The organism is Nocardia sp. NPDC058058 (assembly GCF_042885355.1).
In the GTDB taxonomy this organism is placed as follows: domain Bacteria; phylum Actinomycetota; class Actinomycetes; order Mycobacteriales; family Mycobacteriaceae; genus Nocardia.
Map to the genome: position 1 here is coordinate 1,767,143 of NZ_JBHVSA010000001.1, position 22,560 is coordinate 1,789,702.

23 protein-coding genes and 1 pseudogene are annotated in these 22,560 nt (G+C 68.0%); 16 read left to right on the forward strand and 8 right to left on the reverse strand.

The features are described from left to right. Positions 1 to 32: 32 nt before the first annotated feature. Positions 33 to 908 carry an alpha/beta fold hydrolase gene (locus tag ACFVUS_RS08220; RefSeq protein WP_387762550.1) on the forward strand — a complete coding sequence of 292 codons (876 nt, stop codon included), beginning with the start codon at positions 33 to 35 and terminating at the stop codon, positions 906 to 908. Positions 909 to 911: 3 nt separating this feature from the next. On the opposite strand, the gene ACFVUS_RS08225 is transcribed toward ACFVUS_RS08220, so the two are convergent. Then, positions 912 to 1,514, reverse strand: a complete 603-nt coding sequence (locus ACFVUS_RS08225) for a TetR/AcrR family transcriptional regulator (RefSeq protein WP_387762552.1) — start codon at positions 1,512 to 1,514, stop codon at positions 912 to 914. Positions 1,515 to 1,611: 97 nt separating this feature from the next. Between ACFVUS_RS08225 and ACFVUS_RS08230 the strand changes: the two genes are divergently transcribed. The 4 genes from ACFVUS_RS08230 to ACFVUS_RS08245 all read left to right on the forward strand — a co-directional run bounded on the left by ACFVUS_RS08230 (position 1,612) and on the right by ACFVUS_RS08245 (position 5,137). Further along, positions 1,612 to 2,058 carry a MarR family winged helix-turn-helix transcriptional regulator gene (locus tag ACFVUS_RS08230; RefSeq protein WP_387762554.1) on the forward strand — a complete coding sequence of 149 codons (447 nt, stop codon included), beginning with the start codon at positions 1,612 to 1,614 and terminating at the stop codon, positions 2,056 to 2,058. Further along, positions 2,055 to 3,452 carry an MFS transporter gene (locus ACFVUS_RS08235; protein ID WP_387762557.1) on the forward strand — a complete coding sequence of 466 codons (1,398 nt, stop codon included), beginning with the start codon at positions 2,055 to 2,057 and terminating at the stop codon, positions 3,450 to 3,452. Before ACFVUS_RS08230 ends, ACFVUS_RS08235 begins: the two co-directional genes overlap by 4 nt. Positions 3,453 to 3,536: 84 nt before the next feature. After that, positions 3,537 to 4,163 (forward strand): alpha-ketoglutarate-dependent dioxygenase AlkB, encoded by a 627-nt coding sequence (locus ACFVUS_RS08240; protein ID WP_387762559.1) that lies wholly within the window; start codon positions 3,537 to 3,539, stop codon positions 4,161 to 4,163. 89 nt (positions 4,164 to 4,252) lie between these two features. Next, positions 4,253 to 5,137 (forward strand): aldo/keto reductase, encoded by an 885-nt coding sequence (locus ACFVUS_RS08245; RefSeq protein WP_387762561.1) that lies wholly within the window; start codon positions 4,253 to 4,255, stop codon positions 5,135 to 5,137. Between the two features lie 22 nt (positions 5,138 to 5,159). On the opposite strand, the gene ACFVUS_RS08250 is transcribed toward ACFVUS_RS08245, so the two are convergent. Both ACFVUS_RS08250 and ACFVUS_RS08255 read right to left on the reverse strand, forming a co-directional pair. Continuing rightward, entirely contained in the window at positions 5,160 to 6,392 is a 1,233-nt protein-coding gene (locus ACFVUS_RS08250) for an FAD-dependent oxidoreductase (protein ID WP_387762563.1), read from the reverse strand. 73 nt (positions 6,393 to 6,465) lie between these two features. Continuing rightward, positions 6,466 to 7,029, reverse strand: a complete 564-nt coding sequence (locus ACFVUS_RS08255; protein WP_387762566.1) for a DUF4334 domain-containing protein — start codon at positions 7,027 to 7,029, stop codon at positions 6,466 to 6,468. Between the two features lie 87 nt (positions 7,030 to 7,116). On the opposite strand from ACFVUS_RS08255, the gene ACFVUS_RS08260 reads away from it, so the two are divergent. From ACFVUS_RS08260 to ACFVUS_RS08280, 5 genes are all read left to right on the forward strand, one after another. Further along, positions 7,117 to 8,265 carry a serpin family protein gene (locus ACFVUS_RS08260; protein WP_387762568.1) on the forward strand — a complete coding sequence of 383 codons (1,149 nt, stop codon included), beginning with the start codon at positions 7,117 to 7,119 and terminating at the stop codon, positions 8,263 to 8,265. Between the two features lie 74 nt (positions 8,266 to 8,339). Next, positions 8,340 to 9,359 carry a J domain-containing protein gene (locus ACFVUS_RS08265; protein ID WP_387762571.1) on the forward strand — a complete coding sequence of 340 codons (1,020 nt, stop codon included), beginning with the start codon at positions 8,340 to 8,342 and terminating at the stop codon, positions 9,357 to 9,359. A gap of 5 nt (positions 9,360 to 9,364) precedes the next feature. Continuing rightward, positions 9,365 to 10,351, forward strand: a complete 987-nt coding sequence (locus ACFVUS_RS08270; RefSeq protein WP_387762573.1) for a hypothetical protein — start codon at positions 9,365 to 9,367, stop codon at positions 10,349 to 10,351. A 13-nt stretch (positions 10,352 to 10,364) separates the two neighbouring features. Then, a complete protein-coding gene (locus tag ACFVUS_RS08275) occupies positions 10,365 to 11,663 on the forward strand; it encodes an adenylosuccinate synthetase (protein WP_387762575.1) in 1,299 nt (432 codons plus the stop codon). 10 nt (positions 11,664 to 11,673) lie between these two features. Continuing rightward, on the forward strand, positions 11,674 to 12,303 hold the full coding sequence (locus ACFVUS_RS08280) for an NUDIX domain-containing protein (RefSeq protein WP_387762577.1): 630 nt from the start codon (positions 11,674 to 11,676) through the stop codon (positions 12,301 to 12,303). Positions 12,304 to 12,479: 176 nt separating this feature from the next. Here ACFVUS_RS08280 and ACFVUS_RS08285 read toward each other — a convergent pair whose 3' ends face one another. Then, positions 12,480 to 13,268 (reverse strand): TetR/AcrR family transcriptional regulator, encoded by a 789-nt coding sequence (locus tag ACFVUS_RS08285; protein ID WP_387762579.1) that lies wholly within the window; start codon positions 13,266 to 13,268, stop codon positions 12,480 to 12,482. Positions 13,269 to 13,353: 85 nt separating this feature from the next. Here ACFVUS_RS08285 and ACFVUS_RS08290 point away from each other — a divergent pair, with 85 nt between their 5' ends. Both ACFVUS_RS08290 and ACFVUS_RS08295 read left to right on the forward strand, forming a co-directional pair. Then, positions 13,354 to 14,325, forward strand: a complete 972-nt coding sequence (locus tag ACFVUS_RS08290; protein WP_387762581.1) for a zinc-binding alcohol dehydrogenase family protein — start codon at positions 13,354 to 13,356, stop codon at positions 14,323 to 14,325. Positions 14,326 to 14,561: 236 nt separating this feature from the next. Next, entirely contained in the window at positions 14,562 to 15,434 is an 873-nt protein-coding gene (locus ACFVUS_RS08295; RefSeq protein WP_387762583.1) for an SDR family NAD(P)-dependent oxidoreductase, read from the forward strand. Positions 15,435 to 15,513: 79 nt separating this feature from the next. On the opposite strand, the gene ACFVUS_RS08300 is transcribed toward ACFVUS_RS08295, so the two are convergent. Genes ACFVUS_RS08300 through ACFVUS_RS08315 form a run of 4 tightly spaced genes read right to left on the reverse strand, consistent with a single transcriptional unit; the run spans position 15,514 to position 18,041 of the window. Next, positions 15,514 to 15,771: a YciI family protein gene (locus tag ACFVUS_RS08300; protein WP_387762584.1), complete on the reverse strand. Its 258-nt coding sequence runs from the start codon at positions 15,769 to 15,771 to the stop codon at positions 15,514 to 15,516. Positions 15,772 to 15,788: 17 nt separating this feature from the next. After that, the gene (gene nusB, locus ACFVUS_RS08305; RefSeq protein ID WP_387762586.1) at positions 15,789 to 16,298 is read right to left on the reverse strand and encodes a transcription antitermination factor NusB; all 510 of its coding nucleotides are present in this window, start codon (positions 16,296 to 16,298) and stop codon (positions 15,789 to 15,791) included. 19 nt (positions 16,299 to 16,317) lie between these two features. Continuing rightward, positions 16,318 to 16,881 (reverse strand): elongation factor P, encoded by a 564-nt coding sequence (gene efp / locus ACFVUS_RS08310; RefSeq protein ID WP_364632428.1) that lies wholly within the window; start codon positions 16,879 to 16,881, stop codon positions 16,318 to 16,320. Between the two features lie 35 nt (positions 16,882 to 16,916). Next, a complete protein-coding gene (locus ACFVUS_RS08315) occupies positions 16,917 to 18,041 on the reverse strand; it encodes a M24 family metallopeptidase (RefSeq protein WP_387762588.1) in 1,125 nt (374 codons plus the stop codon). 154 nt (positions 18,042 to 18,195) lie between these two features. Here ACFVUS_RS08315 and ACFVUS_RS08320 point away from each other — a divergent pair, with 154 nt between their 5' ends. The 4 genes and pseudogenes from ACFVUS_RS08320 to aroB all read left to right on the forward strand — a co-directional run bounded on the left by ACFVUS_RS08320 (position 18,196) and on the right by aroB (position 22,480). Further along, on the forward strand, positions 18,196 to 18,681 hold the full coding sequence (locus tag ACFVUS_RS08320) for a prepilin peptidase (RefSeq protein ID WP_387762590.1): 486 nt from the start codon (positions 18,196 to 18,198) through the stop codon (positions 18,679 to 18,681). A gap of 60 nt (positions 18,682 to 18,741) precedes the next feature. Then, on the forward strand, positions 18,742 to 19,950 hold the full coding sequence (gene aroC, locus ACFVUS_RS08325) for a chorismate synthase (RefSeq protein WP_387762592.1): 1,209 nt from the start codon (positions 18,742 to 18,744) through the stop codon (positions 19,948 to 19,950). Between the two features lie 20 nt (positions 19,951 to 19,970). Continuing rightward, a pseudogene (locus ACFVUS_RS08330) lies at positions 19,971 to 20,462 on the forward strand (shikimate kinase); the annotation flags it as partial. An 896-nt stretch (positions 20,463 to 21,358) separates the two neighbouring features. Beyond that, a complete protein-coding gene (gene aroB, locus ACFVUS_RS08335) occupies positions 21,359 to 22,480 on the forward strand; it encodes a 3-dehydroquinate synthase (RefSeq protein WP_387762594.1) in 1,122 nt (373 codons plus the stop codon). Positions 22,481 to 22,560: the final 80 nt, after the last annotated feature.

Here is a 22,560-nt window from a genome sequence, read left to right on the forward strand (position 1 = left end):
CACCGTAAACCGGTCTGTGCGATGCTCGGAGAGTGAGCAACGAAGCCGACTTCACCGAACCTGCCCGCGTCACCTTCCGCGGCCACGGCGGTATCACCCTCGCCGGTGACTCCTGGGGACCCCAGGACGGACCACTGGTGGTGTTCCTGCACGGCGGTGGCCAGACCCGCCATTCCTGGAAGGATTCCGGCCTGGCGCTGGCCAAGGCCGGGATGCACGCGGTGCTATTGGACGCGCGCGGGCACGGGGACAGCGAGTGGGCTCCCGGCGGTGACTACACCCGCGCCGCCATGGTCGAGGATCTGATGGCGGTGCTCGAACAGCTCGGCAAGCCCGGATTCGTGGTCGGGGCCAGCATGGGCGGGCTCACCGGACTCATCGCCAGCGCGCATCCGCAGCATGAGCGCATCACCGGACTGGTACTGGTGGACGTGGTTCCGCGCCCCGAGGTCGCGGGCGTACAGCGGGTGATCAGCTTCCTGGGCAGCAATCCCGAGGGCTTCGCCAGTCTCGAAGAGGCCGCCGACGCCGTGGCCGCCTATCTGCCGCATCGCCGTCGACCGCGCAATCCCGAAGGGCTGCAACGCAATCTGCGCCAGCGCGAGGATGGGCGCTGGTACTGGCATTGGGATCCGGCCATGCTGGGCGGTGACCGCGGCGAGCAGATCGATATGCACACCAGGGCTTTGGAAGACGCGGCCCGGCAACTGACCATGCCGGTACTGCTGGTGCGCGGCGCGCTCTCGGATGTGGTGAGCGAGGAGGGCGTTCGGTCCTTCCGCGACTTGGTGCCGCATGCCGAATACGCCGAGATCGGCGCGGCCGCGCATACCGCGGCCAGTGATGCCAATGACGAATTCACCGATGCCGTGGTCGATTTCGTGCGCGCGCATGTGAGCGTGGCCTGAGGGCTAGCAGTCCCCCAGCATGCGATCGAGTAGGTGGCGGATCAACTCGACCACCTGCTCGCGCGTGTGACTGCCGATCAGCACGCCCTGGGTGATGGCACCGAGGCTGGCGACGATCAGCTGTGCGTCCAGCGGCGCGGTGTCGTAAGCCTTGCCGGGCACGCGATCGCGGCGCAGCTGTTCGGTGAAGAGATTGACCAGGTACAGCGGCGCGCCGTGGGTGTCCTCGGGTTTGATGAACTCCGAATTGCTCAGCGCCGCCGCGTGATACGCCGCCAGCACGAGACTGTCCGCATGGGCCTGGTCATCGAGCGGCAGCAGCGCCAGCGAGACCGCCTCGATCACCTCGCGCGCGGTGGGGTCCGGTCCCAGCGTGCCCATGCGCGCGGCGAACCGCTCCCCCGAATCCACCACCACCGCGAGGTGCGTGGCCAGCAGCAACTCTCGCTTCGCACCGAAGTAGTACTGGATCAGGCGGACCGAGATTCCGGCCTCGGCCGCCACCGATTGAAATGTCGCCGCCTCCAGCCCCCCGGCGGCAATGACGCGCCGGGCGGCCGTGGTGATCTCCCGGCGGCGCTGCTCGTGATCGACCAAACGTGGCATGGGGAGTCATGGTACGCCCATACCACGCCGTCGATTACACAATCCGGATTGAACAACCTGGATTGAACAATCCAGGTTGTCGATCTACCGTGGGGGGATGACCGAACCCACCGCGACCGTGTCCCGGTCCGCCGCGAGCGCCGCCCGTGACCTGCGGATTCTGGTCGGGCGATTGCGCAGGCGATTCCTGGAACAGTCCGACAGTCGCGAGCTCACCCCCTCGCAGCAATCGCTGCTGAGCCGATTGAGCAGGGCGGACAGCTCGGCCAGCGATCTCGCCGCCGCCGAACGGGTGCGACCGCAGGCGGTCGCGGCCACCCTGAACATTCTCGAGGAACGTGGGCTGATCGAGCGGCGGCCGGATCCGGCGGACCGGCGGCGGCAATTGGTCTCACTCAGCGCCGCCGGGCGCGAGTTCCACGAGGGCAGGCGGCGCGCCGGAGACGAGTGGCTGGCCACCGTCATGCAGGACCGGTTCACCGAGGACGAGCGGCGCATCGTGCTCGAAGCCCTCACGCTGCTGGAAAGACTTGGGCAGGAATGACTTCGGTTCTCACCCGGCGCGGGCGTGCGACGTCCGGGGACGGTTTCGACCGCTCCCTGCTCACCCCGATGCTGCTCGGCACGATTCTCAATCCGATCAATTCGTCGATCATCGCGGTATCGCTGGTGCCGATCGGGGTGGCATTCGGCGCACCCGCCGCCGAGACGGCCTGGCTGGTGTCGGCGCTGTATCTGGCCACCGCCATCGGACAGCCCGTGGTCGGGCGGCTCATCGATCTGTTCGGGCCGCGGCGGCTGTTCCTCGCCGGTGCGACGCTCACCGGAATCGCCGGTGTGCTGGGGGCTTTCGCGCCCGCGCTATGGGTGCTGGTGGTAGCGCGAATCGTGCTCGGATTCGGTACGTGCGCCGGATATCCCGCGGCGATGTACCTGATTCGCGGTGAAGCGGACCGCACCGGCAAGGACAGTCCGGCGGGCGTGCTGACCGCGCTCGCCGTGGCGGCACAGACCATCGTCGTGATCGGACCACCGCTGGGCGGCCTGCTGATTCACCTCGGCGGCTGGCGCGCGACCTTCGCGATCAATATTCCACTGGCGGTGGCATGCCTGGTCGCGGGACTGCTGTGGCTGCCGAAAACCACTATGCCGCAGCGGGAGAAGACCTCCGGACTCGATATCCCGGGCATCGCCCTGTTCACCGCGCTGCTACTGACCGCACTGCTGTTCCTGATGAATCCGCAAGCCGCGCACTGGTATCTGCCGGTCCTGGCCATCGCATCGGCGGTCGCACTGGTGCTGCGCGAACTCCACACGCCCGCACCATTTCTCGACGTGCGCGTACTGGGCGGCAATTTCCCGCTGCTGGCCACCTACGGCCGGGTAATGCTGACCAGCACGGTCGGCTACTGCTTCCTCTACGGCTTCACCCAGTGGCTCGAATCCGGTCGCGGCCTGAATCCCGGTGCGGCCGGACTCATCCTGTTACCCCTCTCCCTCACCGGTATCGCGGTCTCGGCAATCACCGGTCGCCGCGCGGCGATTCGTGGCAAGTTGATCGTCGGCGCGACGGCCCAAATCGTCGGCTGCACAGTCCTTCTGCTCATGCCCGGCCACGCCCCCATCTGGCTGCTGCTCACGGCCGCCTGCGTCATGGGCATCCCGCAGGGCCTCAACAGCCTGGCCAATCAGAACGCCGTCTACTACCAATCCACCCCGGATCGCATCGGATCCTCGGCCGGATTGCTACGCACCTTCAACTACATCGGCGCGATGATCGCCGCGGCAGCGGGCGGCGCGTTCCTGACCACCGGCGACAACCCCGCCGGACTGCACCACCTCGCGATCTTCATGATCGCCGCCGCGACCCTGTTCCTCGCATTGACCCTGGCCGACCGCTCCCTGAGGCTGGTGGGCCGACCCGCCCGGCGGACCTGAGTCACCGCGTCGGGATGCCGCGCTCGCCGCGCGTCACACCGCGCACGCTTGAACATCATCGAGCTAGAACGTATGTTCGATCTTATGTCGACGCCATTGCAGGGATCGCTGCTCGACGGATTCGGCGAGCTCGAAGTCGGTGCGCTGGATGGGCTCCGGCGCACCGTTCTGAGCGCGGGCGCCTGGATTGATGTGCTCCCGGGCTGGCTGACCGGGGCCGACACGCTGTTCGAACGGCTGGCCGCCGAGGTGCCGTGGCGCGCGGATCGGCGTGCCATGTACGACCGGGTGGTGGATGTGCCCCGGCTGTTGGCGTTCTATGAACAGGGGCAGGGGCTACCGGATCCCGTGCTGGATGAGGCGCGCGATGCTTTGAGCGATCATTACCGCGATGAACTCGGTGAGCCGTTCACCACGGCCGGGCTCTGCTACTACCGCGATGGCGATGACAGTGTCGCCTGGCACGGCGATACCTCCGGGCGCGGAGCCACCCACGACACCATGGTGGCGATCGTGTCGGTGGGCGCCGCGCGGGCGTTGCTGTTGCGGCCGCGCGGGGGCGGGGAGAGCCTGCGGTATCCGCTGGGGCACGGGGATCTCATCGTGATGGGTGGGTCGTGCCAACGGACCTGGGAGCACGCGATACCCAAAACGCGGCGGCCGGTGGGGCCGCGCATCAGCATTCAATTCCGCACGCGCGGCGTGCGCTGAACTCCTGATCTAGAACCGCGTGGAATGGAAACCGATTGGTTCGGGTTCATTCGCTGCGCAAGCAGACAGCGCGCGAGGAGTGATGCGATATGGCGAGTTTCGAACTCGGTAGCCAGCTTTCGGTGAATCGGATCGGTTACGGCACCATGCGATTGGCGGCCGCGCCGGAACCCGGATACGACGCCGGGATGGGGCATATCTGGCGTGCGCCCGTTGATCGCGAGGCGGCGATCGCGGTGCTGCGGCGCGCGGTGGAACTCGGGGTGAACCTCATCGATACCGCCGACTCCTATGCGCTGGGCGAGAACGAGGAGCTGGTCGCGGCGGCGCTGCACCCCTATCGGGATGATGTGGTGATCGCCACCAAGGTGGGCGTGGTGCGCCCGTCGCCGACCGAATGGGTACCGCTCGGTCATCCCGCCTATCTGCGGCAGCAGGCCGAATTGGGTTTACGGCGACTGAAACTCGACCATATCGACCTGCTGCAATTGCATCGCGTCGATCCGCAGGTGCCGCTCGAAGATCAGATCGGCGCGCTGCGGCAACTGGTGGACGAGGGCAAGGCGCGCCATATCGGGCTCTCCGAGGTAGGCGTCGAGGAATTGCGCGCGGCCCAAGAGATCACGCCCATCGCGAGCGTGCAGAACATGTACAACCTCGGGGCACGGCAGCACGAGGATGTGGTGGATTACACCGCGGCACAGGGGATCGCGTTCATTCCATTCTTCCCGGTCGCGATGGGCGCGCACGCGGCGGCGGACGGCCCGCTCGCCGCGGTGGCCGCCGAGCTCGGCGCGACAACCGCACAGACATCGCTGGCGTGGCTGCTGCGCCGTGCGGACAATATCCTGCCGATTCCGGGCACCACCTCCCTCGCACACCTGGAAGAGAACGTCGCAGCGGCAGCCGTGCAGCTCTCCGATGCGCAGTTCGAACGGCTCTCCGCCATCGCGCCGGTGGGCGTCGACGCGTGATCATGCCGTGCCGCAGCCTCTTTCAGGGTCGGCGCGCGAATTCGGGAGCGTGTTCGGCGAACACGCCGCGCGCCACCAGGTAGGGCGGGAGGCTGCGCAGCACGGGGAGTCGACGGAAGACACGCAGGGCCATCGGGGTGTTCGCGGAGTTCGAGATATTGAGCTTGCCGGATACCGCGGGCGCGATGGCGCGGGCGTGCGCCACACGTTGCATACCTTGAATGACCCGGGTCGGTATGGCGCGGCGGCGCTGCACCCGGGCCAGGTCCGAGGTATCGAGGGTGCCCGAAATCAGTTTCGGGGCAAGAATTCTCGCCGCCGCCACGCCGTCCTGAATGGCCAGGTTGATGCCCACCCCGCCGACCGGTGACATGGCGTGCGCCGCATCGCCGATGCAGAGCAGCCCGGGGGCAAACCAGCGGTCGAGCCGATCGAGTTTGACGTCGAGCAGTTTGACCTCGTCCCAGCTCTGGACCGCGCCGACCCGATCGGTCAGCCACGGGGCGGCCGCGGCCATATCCCGCAGGATATCGGTCACCGGATACTGTTGCCGCACAGCGGAATCGCTGCCCTTGGCCAACAGAATGGCGCACTGCCAGTAGTCGCCGCGATCGAGCATGATGGCGAACCGGTCGGCGGTGAGCACCGGGACCGCGCCCGCCGGGTCGGTGTCGTGGCGCGCGACGCGCATCCACCACACGTCGAACGGGGTCGGCCAGTCGCGCACCGGTAGCCCCGCCGCGGCGCGCAGCGTGGAGGTGCGGCCGTCGCAGGCGATGGTGAGATCGGCCCGAAGTTCGCCCGTGGCACCGTCTTCGGTGCGATAGCGCACCCCGGCGACCCTGCCGTTCTCGCGCAGCAGATCGGTCGCCTCGGTGTTCATCCGCAGCCGGAAGGTGGGTTCGGCGTCGGCGGCATGCGCGAGCAGGTCCAGCAGATCCCACTGCGGCACCATGGCGATGTACTTGAACCGGCCCGGGATGTGTTCGAAGGTGGCGAGGGTGCGCATGCTCCCGCCGATCGGCATCTGCACCGAATTCATCCGGCGCTGCGGCAGTTTCGCGAACTGCTCGTGCAGGCCGAGTTCATCGAGTAGTTCCAGGGTGGTGGGGTGCACGGTGTCACCGCGGAAATCGCGCAGGAAGTCCGCGTGTTTCTCCAGCACCGTCACCTCGACGCCCGCACGCGCGAGCAGCAATCCGGAAATCATGCCCGCCGGACCACCGCCGACGATGAGACAGGTCGTATCCTTCATCGGGCACCCCTCCCGAGCGACAACCATCGGTCAGCTCGAGAGTAGCCCCGAAACAGCTGGTAGGCGGCTGAATCTAGCGATCCCGGTAGAGGATGAAGAAGTACGGATCGCGCAGACCGCGCTTGTCCATCACCCCCAGCAGGGTGTCCTCGTCCACCCGGCGGAAGATGTCGATGATCGGCAGATCGTCGTAGATCATTGCGGCGCTGGACTTTCCACGGAATTCCAGATTGCGCAGCCGCGCACGGGGGGCCTTGGTGCGCAGGGCCGGGCGCAGTACACCGAGCGAACGGCGCACCGGGCGCAGCGTGGCGACCGGTACCCGGCCCGCCAGGAAGAGTGGGACACGCCGCGGGTCCACCGGGAAGATCTGGCCGTCGGGAGTGCTGAAGAGCAGCGGCTGCACCGCGTCGGCGCTGTCGAACTGCTTTCCGTACCAGCCGGATTCGACCAGCACGTCCTTCCAGGGATGCCCGGTGTCGAGTTCGGCGCCACGCCAGCGGCCGACGGTCACCTCCTCCACGCGGGCGGCGGGCAGTCCGTCGAAGAATTGCCAGGCCTGTTCGGGCGTGCACCCGGTCGAGCGCAGCTCCGCCAGGCGTGCCGTGGCACTGGATACCGATTCACCGATGGCCATCCGCGGCCTCCTTGCCCGAGTGGATGAAAGATTCGCACTCACAATATCTCAGGTCCTCGGCGCGCTCCCCGCCCCTAGGCTGGCGGTATGCCGACACCGCTCGCCACCCACGTGCACGCCGCCAATCGACTCACCGCGCGCTGGTGCGCGACCGCGGGCACGGACGATTTCGTACTGTCCGGATGCGGCGTCTGGCCCCTGCTGGCGCTGCTCGCCGCGACCGCCGACGAACCCGCTCGATCGGAACTCGCTGCGGCGGCCGGAGTTTCACCCGAGAACGCGCACGCACAGGCCCTGGATATGGTGCGAACGCTGACGCGGGCGGACTCGGTCTCGGCCGCGCTCGGGGTGTGGGTGCGCCGCGATGTGCCGCTGCGCGAGCAATGGTTGCGCGCCCTGCCGCCGGGGACCGCCGATGTACTCGGCGATCAAGCCCAACTGGACGAGTGGGCGAGCAAGTACACCGAGGGGCTGATCGAGCGATTCCCCTTGCAAATCGACTCGAACACCCTGCTGGTGCTGGCCACCGCATTGGTGGCGCGCACCCGGTGGCAGTCGGCGTTCACCGAGATCCGCATGGAAATCGCCGACGGACCGTGGCGCGGTTACGCCGGAACCGGCCTGTACCGCTCGACGCCGGGCGGCGGCGATGCGAGCGTGCTGGAAACCGCACAACCCGTCACCCGCATCGTGGTGGCGGGCACCGGCGACCTGGATGTGCATCTGCTGCTCGGTGACGGCACCCCCGGCGAAGTGCTCGACGCCGGACTGGGCGCGACCGACGGCACGGTGGACGCGCGCACCGACCTGCCGGTGGGAACCGATGCTCCGGGGCTGACCGTACGCGAGATCGAGAGCACCAGCCGATCCGATGTCGAACGAATCCTGCTGCCCCCGTTCACCGTTCGCACCAAGCACGATCTGTGCGAACAGCCCGGACTGTTCGGGCTCAGCACGGCACTGAACGCGGATCGCGGACACTTTCCCGGCATGTCCGACCGGCCGCTGTGCATTCAGGCCGGGGCGCAGGATGTGTACGCGAAATTCAGCGCGACCGGTTTCGAGGCGGCGGCGGTGACCGCGTTCAGCATGCAGCCCGGCGGTATGCCCCCGCGTGATCGGCACACCATCCGATACACCGAGGTGACCGTCGATCGGCCGTTCGGATTCCTGGCGGTGCACCGGCCGACGGGTGCGGTCGTGGTGGCCGGCTGGGTAGCCAGGCCTCCCGTCTAGCGTTTTAGTCCCATTGACAAAATACTTCCCGAAAAGACTGGCGCCCATCGTTTTAGTCTCCTAGTCTAAAACTCATGACGACGGTGCGAGACACAGCGGAGGCGATCCGGGCAGCCAACCGACCCGAAGACCTGTTCGGTACTGCCACAGCCGATTCCGCCACGCGCGCCGAGGGACGGCGGCGCTACCACCGGCTCGCCGCACAGGTGCATCCCGATCGCGCCACACCCGGTGAGATCACCCTGGCGCGCCGGGCATTCGAGCGGCTCACCGAGCTGTACCGGCAGTGGTCGCAGACCGATGACGGCGGAATGCGGGTGCGCGGGACGCGCGGGACGTATCCGATCGGCGCACTGCACGCCCGCGGCTCGGTCGCGGACCTGTACCGCAGCGGCCGCGACCGAATCGTCAAGATCCCCCGGCGCGGCGCGGCCAACAAACTGCTCGCCGCCGAACGAAACGCGTTGCGGGACATCGCGATCGTCACCGGTGAACACGACTGGCTGCGACCGTACTTCCCGATCCTGATCGATACCGTCGATCACCTGGACACCGATACCGGCGAACAGCGGAGCATCAACGTGCTCGACGCGCTCACCGACGGATTCGTCACCCTCGCCGATGTCCACGCCGAATATCCGGACGGCCTCGACCCGCGCGATTACGCGTGGATGCACCGGCGGCTACTGCGCTGCCTGTCCGGGGCCGCACTGGCCGGATGGGTGCACACCGCCATCTGCCCGGCCAATGTGCTGATCCATCCGGCACAGCACGGTGTCGTCCTGGTCGGCTGGTCCTTCGCCACCCGCCCCGGCGCACCCGCCGGCGCGACGCTCGGCACGCTCGACTATCCGCCGGAGATTCGCGATGCGGTCTCCCCCGCCACCGACGTCCATCTCGCACATCGGCTGATGCTCACCATGCTCGGCCGCCACGCTCCCCCGGCGATGCGATCGTTCGCCGCCGGATCCATGCAGCCCGATCCACGGCTGCGCCCCGACGCCGCCGATCTACTCGGCGAATTCGACGACCTGCTCGACCGGCTTTACGGACAGCGCCGCTTCCGGCCCTTCGAGCTCACGAAAGGACAGTGATCACAATGGGTTACGGAAATTGGGACGACACCGCCTACGACGCCGCCCGCACCTTCCGCGCCGCGCGCGGCCTCGACGATTTCGGCTACACCGCGGATATGCGGTCGCAGCCGTTGAACGATTGGAAGGCGCACCCCTCGCTCGATCCCAAGGGGGTGAAGTTCCGCGAATCCCGCGATTCGGATGATCACGGGAACTCGCTGCCCATCGCGGTGCTCTTCGATGTCACCGGATCCATGGGCGCGGTACCGCGCATCATGCAGGAGAAGCTCGGCAAACTGCACGGACTGTTGCAGCGCAAGGGATATGCCGAGGATCCGCAGATCATGTTCGGCGGTATCGGCGACGCGGACTCGGACCGAGTTCCGTTGCAGGTCGGGCAGTTCGAATCCGACAACCGAATGGACGAGCAGCTGCGGCTCATCTTCCTGGAGGGCAACGGCGGCGGACAGAAGTCCGAAAGCTATGAACTGGCCGCGTATTTCATCGCCCGGCACACCGCCACCGATGCCTGGGACAAGCGCGGGCAGAAGGGGTACCTGTTCATCGTCGGCGACGAATTGAACAAGCCGCGCCTGGCATCTCGGCACATTCGCCGCGTGATCGGCGACAAGGTGGACCGGGATATCACCGTCGAATCGGTGTTCCGCGAGGTGGCCGACCGCTGGCACGTGCACTACATCCTGCCCAATCAGTCCAGCTACTACAACGATTCGGAGATCTCGGACTACTGGCGCGGACTGCTCGGCGAGCGATTCCTGCGCCTGGACGATCCGGCGGCGGTGTGCGAACTCATCGCACTGACCATCGGCATCGGCGAGGACCGCATCGATCTCGGTGCGGGACTGGCGGATCTGCGCGATATCGGCTCCATCGACGAAGCCGATGCGGTCGGCAAGGCGCTCGCCCCCATCGGGGCCGCGCGGCGCACCCGCAGCGCCGGGGCACTGCCCGCCGCCACCGGCGACGATGCCGTCGACTTCGGAAACTAGAAGGGAGACAACCATGTTCGGCGATCGCCACCTGATAGTGGTCGACCTCGGGTTCGGCGATGCCGGCAAGGGGGCGACGGTGGATTGGCTCTGCGCGCCGGCGACCGGGCTCGATGTGGCCGCGGTGGTGCGATTCAACGGCGGCGCGCAGGCCGCGCACAATGTGATCGCCGACGGGCGGCACCACACCTTCCGGCAGTTCGGGTCCGGCACCCTGTCCCGGGTGCCGACCCTGCTGTCGCGATACATGCTGGTGGAGCCCATCGCCCTGGCCGCCGAGGCGCGGGCGCTGGAACTGCTCGGGATCGCCGATCCGCTCTCGCTGATGTCAGTCGACGGACGGGCGCTGCTCACCACCCCGATCCACGGGGCCGCCAACCGTTGCCGGGAAGACACGAGGGGTGCTGCCCGGCACGGTTCGTGCGGAATCGGAATCGGGGAGACCGCGAGCTACGCGCTCGAACACGACGCACCGCGGGTGGCGGACTGCCTGCGGCCGGATGTGCTGCGGCGCAAGCTGATCGCGCTGGAGGAGCACTACGCGCCATTGCTGAGCGGGAGTGTGCACGGGTACGACGCGATCGATGATCTCGTCGAGGTGTACACCGAATTCGCCCGGGCCGTAGCGATTCTGCCGGGCGATCAACTGGCGGCGTTCGCCGCCCAAGGGCGATTGGTGTTCGAGGGCGCGCAGGGTGCGCTGCTGGACGAATGGCGCGGGCTGCACCCGTACACCACCTGGTCGACGGTGGAGCCGCGCAATGCCCGGGCCATGCTGGCGCGCATCGACGCGCCCGGCTATGTCCTCGGGGTCACCCGCAGCTACTTCACCCGGCACGGGGCGGGACCGTTCCCCACCGAGGACGCCGAACTCTCGATCGTGGAGCGGCACAATGGAACCGGGACGTACCAGGGCGAATTCCGGCGCGGGCACCTGGATCCGATTCTGCTGCGCTACGCCGTGGACGCCTGCGGTGGTGTGGACGGGCTGGTGGTGAACCACCTGGACGCGATCGGCGATATCCGCACGGCCACCGGCTATCTCACGCCCGAGAGCTATGTGGACCGGCTCGATCTCGGTGACTGGCAGGATCTGGTGCATCAGCGCCGGTTGACCGAGCTGCTGCACCGCGCGACACCGGTGCTGGCCGACCTGCCCGCCGATGTGCCCGGATACCTCGAGGCCGAACTCGGCGTGCCGGTGGTGCTCACCGCGAACGGCCCCGATCGAGCCGATCGAAGGCCAGCAACAAATCGGTCATTTCGCCCAACTCGGGCCGAACACGCGAATCCTCCCCCGGCTACGGCATGATTATCCACTTGTGGAGCAACAATCCGCGGTATCCATCGATGTGATCGCCCTGCGCTACGGGCGCGATGACCCCACCGTCACGGTCGGCGTCGCACCCCGGCGCTGGGAACCCTTCTCCGGCGAACTCGCCCTGCCCGGCGTCCTGCTCGGGCGAGGTGAACGCCTGGAAGCGGCCGCCCGGCGCGCCGTGCACACCAAACTCGGTGTGCCCGAGGACGCCATCCGCGCGGTCGGCCAGCTGGTCACCTTCGACGAACCCAACCGCGACCCGCGCGGCCCGACCCTGTCCATCGCCATGTGGGCGGTCATCGGCGACCACGACGGCGACACCGCCGAATGGGCCAACTTCGAGCGAATGCCACACCTGGCCTTCGACCACAATCGCATCGTCGACACCGCCCGCGGTCTCTTCGCCGAAATGCTCTGGAAGCACCTCGGATTCACCCGCCCCCTGATCGGCGAACAGTTTCCGGCCACCCGCGCGGTGGAACTCACCGCCGCCCTCGAAGGCTCCCGCCCCGACCCCGGAAACCTCAACCGCACCCTCGCCGCCCTCCCCGGCCTCACCCGCACCGGCGACCGCATGCGCGTCAAAGCCACCGGCCGCCCCGCCGCGGTCTGGGCCTTCGAGGCCGAGTAGACATCCGGCTCTGCTCAGGGCATTTCATGACGTGAGCACCGAATTTTGGTGTGGACGGGCTGCTTTCGTGACCCCGGGTGTATCTAACACGCGGAATTCACATATTTAGATGCGCATATCTACGTCTAGGTATGTTCGAGACCGGAGCGCTTGGATTCCAGCCCGGCACTCCGGGATCAGGCCGAGTGCGTGATCGTCAGCACCGAGTTCACCAGTGCACGAATGGCATTGCGCAGGCGCTCGGTCTCCCCCGCCCGGACCATGGCACGCGCGACTTCCGAACCGACGGAGCTGAAGAGCAGGCGGCCCGCCGCTTCCGCGTCGAGGTCGGGTCGGGCTTCGGCCAGCAGGGTGGTGATGTGGTGATCCCAGGTTCCGTGGAATTCGGCGGTGCGCGGATGCGGGGGGATGGCGGAACCGGTGTATGCGGCCATGAGTTCGACGTTCTCGGCCATCATGACCGTCATCGCGTCGAAGAAGGCGAGTAGGCGATCACCGGCGGACGCGCCCGGGCCGAGCGGGGGCGGGCCGGTGCTGATCGCGGCCAATAGCGCCTCGGCGGGCTCGGCGACGAGGGCGTGCAGCAGTCCCGCCCGATTGCCGAAGCGGTGAAAGATGGTGCCCTTGCCCACCCCGGCCGCCGCCGCGACCCGGTCCATGGTGATCGCGTCCGCGCCATGCTCGGCCAGCAGCCGGCGGGTGGCGTCCAGAATCGAGCGGCGATTACGAGCGGCATCGGCACGCTCCCTCGGCACCGCCCGCTCCGCCGACGCACCGGCCTGCGTCGAGGATGCGCGGTCGCCCGGCGCGCCGTGAGCTGTCGAATCGCCGTGTGCTGTCGAATCCTCGGCTCGATTCGGCGCAACGCGCTCCCCCGTCGCCGCGTCTGCGCTCGACGCGGGTCGCGGCGGGATCACGCCCTCGGTCGCACGGCGCGGCTGGCGATCGGGCTGCTCAGCTGGCATTTCCTCGACTTTCGTTGACAAGTTGACCGTCGGTCCATATCGTAGCGACGCATAACTGGACCGCTAGTCAACTTATGAGGTTTCGATGCAGGCAATCCTATTGACCGCCACCGGTGGACCCGACGTCCTGGTGCCGAATGAGGTCCCGACGCCGCGGCCGGGAGCCGGGCAGGTGCTCGTGCGCAGCGAGGCGATTCCGGTGTTGTATCCGGAGACCATGCTGCGGTCGGGGGCGTTTCCCATTCCGCTCGAGAAGCCGTTCATCTTCGGCACACAGGCCGCCGGCGTGATCGTGGAACTCGGGGACGGGGTGGATCCGGCACTGCTGGGGCAGCGGGTGATCGTGGCCAGTGACAGCTTCGGCACCTATGCCGAATTCGTGTGCGTCCCGGCCGAATCCGCGGTGCGCATTCCGGACGCGCTCTCCTCGGTCGACGCCGCGGCGCTGACCATGAGCGGGTCGGTGACCGTTCCGCTGTTGGCCGCCGCCAAACTCACCGGAACCGAGACCGTGCTGATCGAAGCCGCCGCAACGGGAATCGGCGGCTATCTGACCCAGCTCGCCAAGGAGGCCGGGGCCGCGCGCGTCATCGCCACCGCGGGCGGGCCCGAAAAGGCCGAGCGCGCTCGCGAATTCGGCGCGGACCTGGTGCTCGACCATCTCGATCAGCAATGGCCCGCGCACCTGCGCGAAGCACTCGGCGGTGCGACCATCGACGTGGTCTTCGATTCCATCGGCGGTGAATCCGCCACCGCGCTACTGGATCTCATGACCCCGCTGACCGGTCGCATGCTCAGCTACGGATTCCTGTCCGGCGCACCCGCGCAGGTCACCGCCATGGACCTGATCATGCGCGGCCTCACCCTGATCGGCTGCTCCGGCCCGGCCTGGCTGGCCGGTGTCGCGAACTCCCGCGCGGCCGCCCTGGAACTCGCGGTGACCGGATCGATCACCCCGCTGGTCGATCGTGTGCTCCCCCTCGATCAGGCCGCCCTGGCCCACCAGCTGCTCGATCAGCGCGCCGCCAAGGGAACGATTGTGCTGCAACCGAGTTAGCCGCCGAGCCGGGAGAGTCGCACCGGGACAGCGCAACCGAGTCGGCCCGATGCGCCGACTCGACCGGTGCGCGACTCCCCCTGGAAGATCCGGCGGCAGCCACATGCCGGGATCGACACGCTGAGGTTGTCCGGCGACCCGGCGCGCAGACCGGCCAAACCTTCCGATTCGGGCGCGGGGTCCGCATAGAGTGCGTAGACGACAGCGGCGCGGCATCCCACCGGAAGCGAGACTCCATGAGCTCCTCGAAAACCGTCCTGATCACCGGCACCTCCACGGGTATCGGCCTGGCCACCGCCATAGCGGCGGCGCGCGCGGGCTGGCAGACCGTGGCCACCATGCGCGATGTGGGGCGCGCGGGGGCGCTCATGGACGCGGCCAACGAGGCGGGGGTGGCCGGGCTGATCCGAGTGGAGGCCCTCGATGTCACCGATTCCGGCTCGGTCGCCAACTGCGTGCAGCAGGTGATCTCCGAATACGGACGACTGGACGCGGTGATCAATAACGCCGGAGCCGGATTCGTCGGGACCATCGAGCAGACCGGCGTGGACCCGGTGCGAAAGGTCATGGAGGTCAACTACTTCGGCGTGGTAGCGGTGACCCACGCGGCCATGCCGCATCTGCGCGCCACGGGCGGACGGCTGATCACCGTGTCCAGCGTCGGCGGGGTGATCGGGCAGCCGTTCAACGAGGCGTACTGCGCCGCCAAGTTCGCGGTGGAGGGCTTCATGGAGGCCCTCGCACCGGTCGCGGCGACCGTCGGCGTGCGGGTGCACGTCATCGAACCCGGTGCGGTGGCAAGCGAATTCGTGGCCAGCCAGGGCATCGATATCCCGGCGCTGCTCGCCGCGGCCGGACCGTACGCCCCGGCGCTGAAGTTCTATATCGAACGCACCCAGCAGGCGTTCCGCAATGCTCAGACCCCGGAGCAGGCGGCGGTCCCGATCATCGCGGCGCTGACCGATGACGAAGCGCCGTTCCGGGCGCAAACCTCCTCGTGGGCACGCGGATTCACCTCCACCAAGCTCGCCGATCTGGATGGCGCGGCCGTTCAGATGGTCACCTCGAGCTGGGTCGAGAAGCACGATCACGTCGGCGCGGACCACTAGCGCCGGGAACACCCCCGTTTAACGGCAATGAGCGCCATCCGGATTCCGGAGGCGCTCATTCGCTGTGCCGCAGCGGCTCTCAGCCGGTGATCTCCCACTCGTACACGGTGAGTTCGGACGCACCGGTCGTATGAATGGGATCGGTGAAGACCAGATCCCTTGCGGCATCGAGGCTTTCGGCGAGGATCACGTACGCCCCGCCGCTGTCATCGGTGAATTTGCCGGTCTCGACCAGCTGCCCGCGCCAGCGGACGCCGTCGAGCCAATCCCGATGCGGCTGTGCCACAGCCGGATCGAAGCGCGGGGTGCGCATCGCCAGCACCAAGTACTTGCGCACCCTGCGCCTCTCCCTACTTATTTGTCGTCGTCGCGGGGCGCGCGAGTCGCCGCCGCGGCCGCCCGGACCTGCGGTGCGACCTGCACCACCTGGCCGAGCACACCGTTGATGAACGAGGGGGAATCATCGGTGGAGAGCTCCTTGGCGAGCTCGACCGCCTCATCCACCGCCACCACGGGCGGAACATCGTTGGCATGGAACAACTCCCACACCGCGACCCGCAGAATCGCGCGGTCCACGGCGGGCAGCCGGGACAGCGCCCAATCCTGCAGATAGGACTCGATGGTGCCGTCCACCCGATCCAGATCGTCGGCGACGCCTTCGACCAGGACCCGGGTGTAGGGGTTCACCGGGGCCACCGAATCGTCCCGCACGGAGAGCGAGACGCGTTCGGACAGCAGTTCGGCCGGGTCGATATCGCGGGCTTCGGCTTCGAAAAGCAGATCCACCGCACGTCGGCGCGCCTTGTGTCGCGCACCCAGCTTCTTGAAACCGGCGGACTTCTTGTCCGGGGGTTGGTTGGCCACGGTCACCATTATCCGCGCGTCAGGAGTTGACGCGGCTGATGTAGGAACCGTCGCGGGTATCCACGCGCAGCTTGTCACCCTGGTTGATGAACAGCGGCACCTGGATCTCGGCGCCGGTCTCCACGGTGGCGGGCTTGGTGCCCGCGCTGGAGCGGTCGCCCTGCAGGCCCGGCTCGGTGTGGGTGACGATGACGTCGATGGCGACGGGGAGCTCGACGAACAGCGCCTCACCCTCGTGCATCGCGATCTGCACCTGCATGTTCTCCAGCAGGAAGCCGGCGTTCTTGCCGATGGTGCCTTCCTGCAGGTGAATCTGGTCGTAGGTCTCGCCATCCATGAAGATGAAGTCCGAGCCGTCGTGGTACAGGTAGGTCATATCGCGACGGTCGACGGTCGCGGTCTCCACCTTGACGCCCGCGTTGAAGGTCTTGTCGACGACCTTGCCCGAGACGACGTTCTTGAGCTTGGTACGCACGAAGGCGGGACCCTTACCCGGCTTGACATGCTGGAATTCGACGATCTGCTGCAGCTGATTGTCGATCTTCAGCACGAGGCCGTTCTTGAAGTCACTGGTGTCCGCCACTGTCCTGCGATCTCCTGTTTGTCGGTCAACCGGCGTCAGTCGACGACGGTCAGGTCTTTGCTGGTGCGGGTGAGCAGCTCCGGGCCCCCCTGGCGAACCACGAGCGTATCCTCGATCCGGACTCCGCCGCGGCCGGGGAAATACACACCTGGCTCGACGGTCACCGCCACGCCATCGAGAAGTGTACCCGTGCCGGTTTTGGCGATTCCGGGCGCTTCGTGAATCTGCAGGCCGACCCCGTGTCCGAGGCCGTGCACGAACAGTTCACCGTGACCCGCGGCCTCGATGACCGAGCGGGCGGCCGCGTCCACCGCGCGGGTGGAGACACCGGGGGCGAGGGCCTCGCGGCCCGCCTGCTGTGCGGCGTACACCAGGTCGTAGATCTCGCGCTGCCAGTCCGAGGGCTGGCCGAGCACGTAGGTGCGGGTCATATCGGAGTGATAGCCGTCGACCATCGCACCGAAGTCCAGCTTCACGAAATCGCCCTGAGCCAGCACCGCATCGGTCGGACGATGGTGCGGGACGGCCGAATTCGCGCCCGCGGCCACGATGGTCTCGAAGGCGACCGCGTCCGCGCCGTGCTCGAACATGAGCCATTCGAGTTCGCGCGCCACCTGGCGTTCGGTGCGGCCGGGGCGCAGACCACCGCGCTCGAGCAGGGTCGCCAGCGCCACATCGGCGGCATCGCAGGCGGCTTGCAGGCGGCCGACCTCGAAGGCGTCCTTCACCATGCGCAGCTGTTCGACCAGGCCCGAGACCGGGACCAGATCCAGGCCGGTGGACTGGGAGACGAAACCGCGATGCTGATCGAAGGTGACGATATGGCTCTCGAAGCCGACCCGGCCGGTCTGCCACTCCCCCGCTATCTCGACGACGCGGCGGGCGCTGGCGCGATTGATCTCGGCGCGCAGATCGGGCACCTGTTCGCCGACCTGGGTGATGTAGCGGCCGTCGGTGCAGATGACAGTGCGGTCGGCATCGCTGCTCCAGGCATAGACCAGTAGCGCGGCATTCGATCCGGTGAAGCCGGTGAGGTAGCGGATATTGATCAGATCCGTGACCAGTAGGGCATCGACGCGGTTCTCGACGAGCAGATTGCGCAGGTTGGCCCGGCGCTGCGCGTAATTGGGGCGCGCGCCCGGATCGGGAGCAGCAGACATGCGTCCAAGCTACCGCCGACACGCCGCAACACCGACACGCAACACGTTGATCGGCGGGTGCAGGAGAAAGCCCGGTTGTTCACATGTCAAGCGGTTCTCCACATTTCGCGATTCCGCGGCCCGCGGCGGGCTCTCGAAGAGCAGGCTCGAAAGTATGCACCCGCTGCCGCTGTTGGTCCTCGCACTCTGGTGCGCGCTGCTCAGCTATGTCGATCTGCGCGCGCATCGACTGCCGAATCTGCTCACCCTGCCCGGGGCCGTGGCGGTGCTCGGATACGGATTCGCCACCGGGCGCGGCACAATCGCGGTGCTCGGGGCGCTGCTGCTGGCGGTTCCGTATCTGCTCGTACATCTCTGCGCGCCCGCGGCGCTCGGGGCCGGGGATGTGAAACTCGCCCTAGGACTCGGTGCTGCCACCGCGCTCGGCGGGGCGCAGTGCTGGGTCTGGGCGGCACTGGCCGCGCCGGTGCTCACCGCCCTCGCCGGGGTCGGGTCGATCGCCGCGCAGGCGGTGCGACCGGGCAATATGGCCGGACAGAAGCTACCGGCCGGAACGTTTTCCGGTGCCGCGATCGGTACCGTCGCACACGGCCCGGCCATGTGCGCGGCGAGTGTGGTTGCGCTGCTTGCCACACCGTGACGCGCATCATGCGCGGACCACGTGTCCGGGCAGGCTCATTGACATGGAAGGATGTAACCCGTGTTGCGCTGGATAACTGCCGGAGAATCCCATGGCCCCGCTCTTGTCACGATCCTCGAGGGGATGGTGGCCGGTGTCGAGGTGAGCTCTGCCGATGTCGCGGCGCAATTGGCGCGCCGACGCCTGGGCTACGGGCGCGGCGCCCGAATGAAGTTCGAGGCCGATGTGGTCACCCTGGTCGGCGGCGTGCGCCACGGCCGCAGCATGGGCGGGCCGATCGCCATCGAGGTCGCCAATTCCGAATGGCCCAAGTGGACCCAGGTCATGTCCGCCGATCCGGTGGACGAGGCCGAACTCGCCGAGCTGGCGCGCAACGCACCGCTCACCCGGCCCCGCCCCGGGCATGCCGACTACTCGGGCATGCTCAAGTACGGCTTCGACGACGCCCGCAATGTGCTCGAACGCGCCAGCGCGCGTGAGACCGCCGCGCGTGTCGCGGCCGGGACCGTGGCCAAGAACTTCCTGCGGCAGGCGCTCGGGGTCGAGGTGATCTCGCATGTGGTGTCCATCGGAACCGCCGCGAACACCACCGGTTTCGTGCCGACCGCCACCGATCTGGCCGCCATCGACGAGAGCCCGGTGCGCTCGTTCGACAAGGACGCCGAGGCCGCCATGATCGCCGAGATCGAGGCCGCCAAGAAGGACGGCGACACCCTGGGCGGTGTGGTCGAGGTCGTCATCGAGGGGCTGCCCGTCGGCCTGGGCTCGTTCACCAGCGGTGAGGCGCGCCTGGATTCGCGACTCGCGGCCGCGCTCATGGGAATTCAGGCCATCAAGGGTGTCGAGGTGGGCGACGGTTTCGAAACCGCGCGCCGCCGCGGCAGCCAGGCGCATGACGAGATGAAGCCCGGTCCCGATGGGGTGCTGCGCTCGACCAATCGCGCGGGCGGTCTCGAAGGCGGTATGACCAATGGTGAGGCGCTGCGCGTGCGCGCGGCCATGAAGCCGATTTCGACCGTGCCCCGGGCGCTTTCGACCGTGGATATGACCACCGGTGACGAGGCCGTCGCCATTCACCAGCGGTCGGATGTGTGCGCGGTGCCCGCCGCCGGTGTGGTCGCCGAGGCCATGGTGGCGCTCGTGGTGGCGCAGGCCGTGTTGGAGAAGTTCGGCGGAGACTCGCTGAACGAGACGGTCGACAACATCACCAGCTACGTGAAGCGAATCAACGCGCGCCCGCACGTGCCCTCGGGCAACGCACCACAGTGACCGGGGAAACCGGCCAGCCGCTGAGTGTGGTGCTGGTCGGTCCGCCCGGTGCGGGTAAGTCGACGATCGGCCGCAAGCTCGCTCGTGAACTGGGGCTGGACCTCTATGACACCGATGCCGGGATCGAGGAGCAGACCGGGCGCACCATTCCGGAGATCTTCGCCGAGGATGGCGAACCCGAATTCCGCCGCATCGAGGAACAGGTGGTGCGCGACGCCGTCCTGGCCGGGCACGGCATCATCTCGCTCGGCGGCGGTTCGGTGCTGTCCGGGGCCACCCGCGAGATCCTGCGCGGGCGCACCGTGGTCTACCTGGAAATCAGTGTGGGAGAGGGACTGCGCCGCACCGGTGCCAGCACCAACCGTCCGCTGCTGAACGGCGACGATCCGGCGGCCAAGTACCGCGAGCTCATGAAGATCCGCCGCCCGCTCTATCGCGAGGTGGCCTCGGTCCGCGTCCGCACCGACGGCCGTAGCCCGGGCCGCGTGGTCCGCATGATTCTGGCCAAACTCGGCCTGGAATCGGTACTGCCGCAGGAGGAAACCACCCCCGGCACCCCGCCCGCGGTCGTGGAGCCCGGCGATTCGACCCGCACCCGGTCCCGCCGACGCCGCCGTCGCGGCCGTGGACGCGGTGACAAATCCGCCGAGGCACAGCCGAATGCCGCCGCGCCCGAAGCTAATTCGGTAGCGAGCGACAGCACGACCGCCGAATCCCCCGTGACCGCGCCGGACTCACCCGTCGCCACCGAGGACTCGAAACCCGCACGCCGCAACCGCCGTTCGCGCCGTCGCAGCCGCCGCCCCGCCGGTCCAGCGGCCGCGCCCACACCGAATGCCACCGACGCGGGATCATCCACCGCGTCGGACACCGGTCCGTCCGAGTCGGCAATCCCGAACGTGGGCACTGTGAACCATGCCCCGCGTTCGGGTGGTGGCGCGGCGAATGACACCGACGGCAGCACGTCGGTCGCCGAGAGTTCCACCGCCGCAGGTGAACTCAGCGCATCGGGCGAGACTGCCGCCTCGAGCAGGGGGCGTCGGCGCGGTCGAGGGTCTCGCAGGCGCGGGAGCGTCTCGACCGAATCCGTGCGTGCCACCGCGGCTGAAGCTTCGGCGAGCGCCGACCAGCGGTCCGGTGGAACCGATGTCACCCGACCCGGCGCGACCGGTGAACCACATATCGGTTCCGCCGAATCACCCGGGCGGGACCGGACCACCCCGAGTGGATCCGCCACCGAGGGCACCTCAACCACCGCCACGGCCGAATCCGTTGGTGGACAGCAGGGTTCGGTGGCTGGGGAGCCGGGGGCGGGGCGGTCGCGGCGGGCCAGGGCGCGGCGGGCGCGGGCTCGGGCGCGTGGGGAGCAAGCAGAACTATCCGTACGAGAAGAATCGGAGCAGCATCCATGAGCGAGCCGACCCGTATCGAGGTCCGCACCGCCGATCCGTATCCGGTGATCATCGGGCGCGGCCTGCTGGGTGATCTGGTGGAGCAGGTGACCGGGCGCAATGGTGTGCGCACCGTCGCCATCTTCCATCAGCCGCCGCTCGCCGAGACCGCCGAGGTGGTGCGCAAGGCGCTGGCGGACAGTGGAATCGACGCGCACCGCATCGAGATCCCGGACGCCGAGGACGGTAAGGATCTGGCCGTGGCCGGATTCTGCTGGGAGGTGCTGGGCCGGATCGGGCTGACCCGCAAGGATGTCATCATCAGCCTGGGCGGTGGCGCGGCCACCGATCTCGCGGGCTTCGTCGCCGCCACCTGGATGCGCGGCGTGAGCATCGTGCACGTGCCCACCACACTGCTGGCCATGGTGGACGCCGCCGTCGGCGGTAAGACCGGCATCAATACCGAGGCGGGCAAGAATCTGGTCGGCTCGTTCCACGAACCGGCCGCGGTCATGGTCGACCTCGCCACCCTGGAAACGGTGCCGCGCAATGAGATCGTCGCGGGCATGGCCGAGATCATCAAGGCCGGTTTCATCGCCGACCCGGTCATTCTCGAACTGATCGAACGCGATCCCGAAGCCGCCCTGGACCCGACCGGCGAGGTGCTGCCCGAACTGATTCGGCGCGCGGTGCAGGTGAAGGCCGATGTGGTCGCCGCCGACCTGAAGGAATCGGATCTGCGCGAGATCCTGAACTACGGCCACACCCTCGGCCACGCCATCGAGCGCCGCGAGCGCTACCGCTGGCGTCACGGCGCGGCCGTCTCGGTCGGCCTGGTCTTCGCCGCCGAACTGGGCCGTCTGGCCGGTCGCCTCGACGATGCCACCGCCGAACGGCACCGTGACGTGCTTGCCAGTGTCGGACTGCCCACCACCTACGACGCCGACGCGCTCCCGCAGTTGCTGGACACCATGCAGACCGATAAGAAGACCCGGTCGGGCATGCTGCGTTTCGTGGTGCTGGACGGTCTGGCCAAGCCTGGCCGCTTGGAGGCTCCGGACCCGTCCCTGCTGGCCGCGGCCTATTCGGCCATCGCCCGCGAGGCCACCCCCGGCGGCAGCACCGCCATCCTGCTGTAGCGCGAAAGCCTTCGCCCACAACGGGTTTCATACAGCGAACGCCCGCAGTCGATATCGACCGCGGGCGTTCTGCGTGGTGC

Excerpts from the sequence above, each read along its gene's own strand:
- ACFVUS_RS08225 (WP_387762552.1), bottom strand. The coding sequence starts at position 1,514 with ATGCCACGTTTGGTCGATCACGAGCAGCGCCGCCGGGAGATCACCACG.
- ACFVUS_RS08230 (WP_387762554.1), top strand. The coding sequence starts at position 1,612 with ATGACCGAACCCACCGCGACCGTGTCCCGGTCCGCCGCGAGCGCCGCC.
- ACFVUS_RS08235 (WP_387762557.1), top strand. The coding sequence starts at position 2,055 with ATGACTTCGGTTCTCACCCGGCGCGGGCGTGCGACGTCCGGGGACGGT.
- ACFVUS_RS08240 (WP_387762559.1), top strand. The coding sequence starts at position 3,537 with ATGTCGACGCCATTGCAGGGATCGCTGCTCGACGGATTCGGCGAGCTC.
- ACFVUS_RS08245 (WP_387762561.1), top strand. The coding sequence starts at position 4,253 with ATGGCGAGTTTCGAACTCGGTAGCCAGCTTTCGGTGAATCGGATCGGT.
- ACFVUS_RS08250 (WP_387762563.1), bottom strand. The coding sequence starts at position 6,392 with ATGAAGGATACGACCTGTCTCATCGTCGGCGGTGGTCCGGCGGGCATG.
- ACFVUS_RS08255 (WP_387762566.1), bottom strand. The coding sequence starts at position 7,029 with ATGGCCATCGGTGAATCGGTATCCAGTGCCACGGCACGCCTGGCGGAG.
- ACFVUS_RS08260 (WP_387762568.1), top strand. The coding sequence starts at position 7,117 with ATGCCGACACCGCTCGCCACCCACGTGCACGCCGCCAATCGACTCACC.
- ACFVUS_RS08265 (WP_387762571.1), top strand. The coding sequence starts at position 8,340 with ATGACGACGGTGCGAGACACAGCGGAGGCGATCCGGGCAGCCAACCGA.
- ACFVUS_RS08270 (WP_387762573.1), top strand. The coding sequence starts at position 9,365 with ATGGGTTACGGAAATTGGGACGACACCGCCTACGACGCCGCCCGCACC.
- ACFVUS_RS08275 (WP_387762575.1), top strand. The coding sequence starts at position 10,365 with ATGTTCGGCGATCGCCACCTGATAGTGGTCGACCTCGGGTTCGGCGAT.
- ACFVUS_RS08285 (WP_387762579.1), bottom strand. The coding sequence starts at position 13,268 with ATGCCAGCTGAGCAGCCCGATCGCCAGCCGCGCCGTGCGACCGAGGGC.
- ACFVUS_RS08290 (WP_387762581.1), top strand. The coding sequence starts at position 13,354 with ATGCAGGCAATCCTATTGACCGCCACCGGTGGACCCGACGTCCTGGTG.
- ACFVUS_RS08295 (WP_387762583.1), top strand. The coding sequence starts at position 14,562 with ATGAGCTCCTCGAAAACCGTCCTGATCACCGGCACCTCCACGGGTATC.
- ACFVUS_RS08315 (WP_387762588.1), bottom strand. The coding sequence starts at position 18,041 with ATGTCTGCTGCTCCCGATCCGGGCGCGCGCCCCAATTACGCGCAGCGC.
- ACFVUS_RS08320 (WP_387762590.1), top strand. The coding sequence starts at position 18,196 with ATGCACCCGCTGCCGCTGTTGGTCCTCGCACTCTGGTGCGCGCTGCTC.
- aroB (WP_387762594.1), top strand. The coding sequence starts at position 21,359 with ATGAGCGAGCCGACCCGTATCGAGGTCCGCACCGCCGATCCGTATCCG.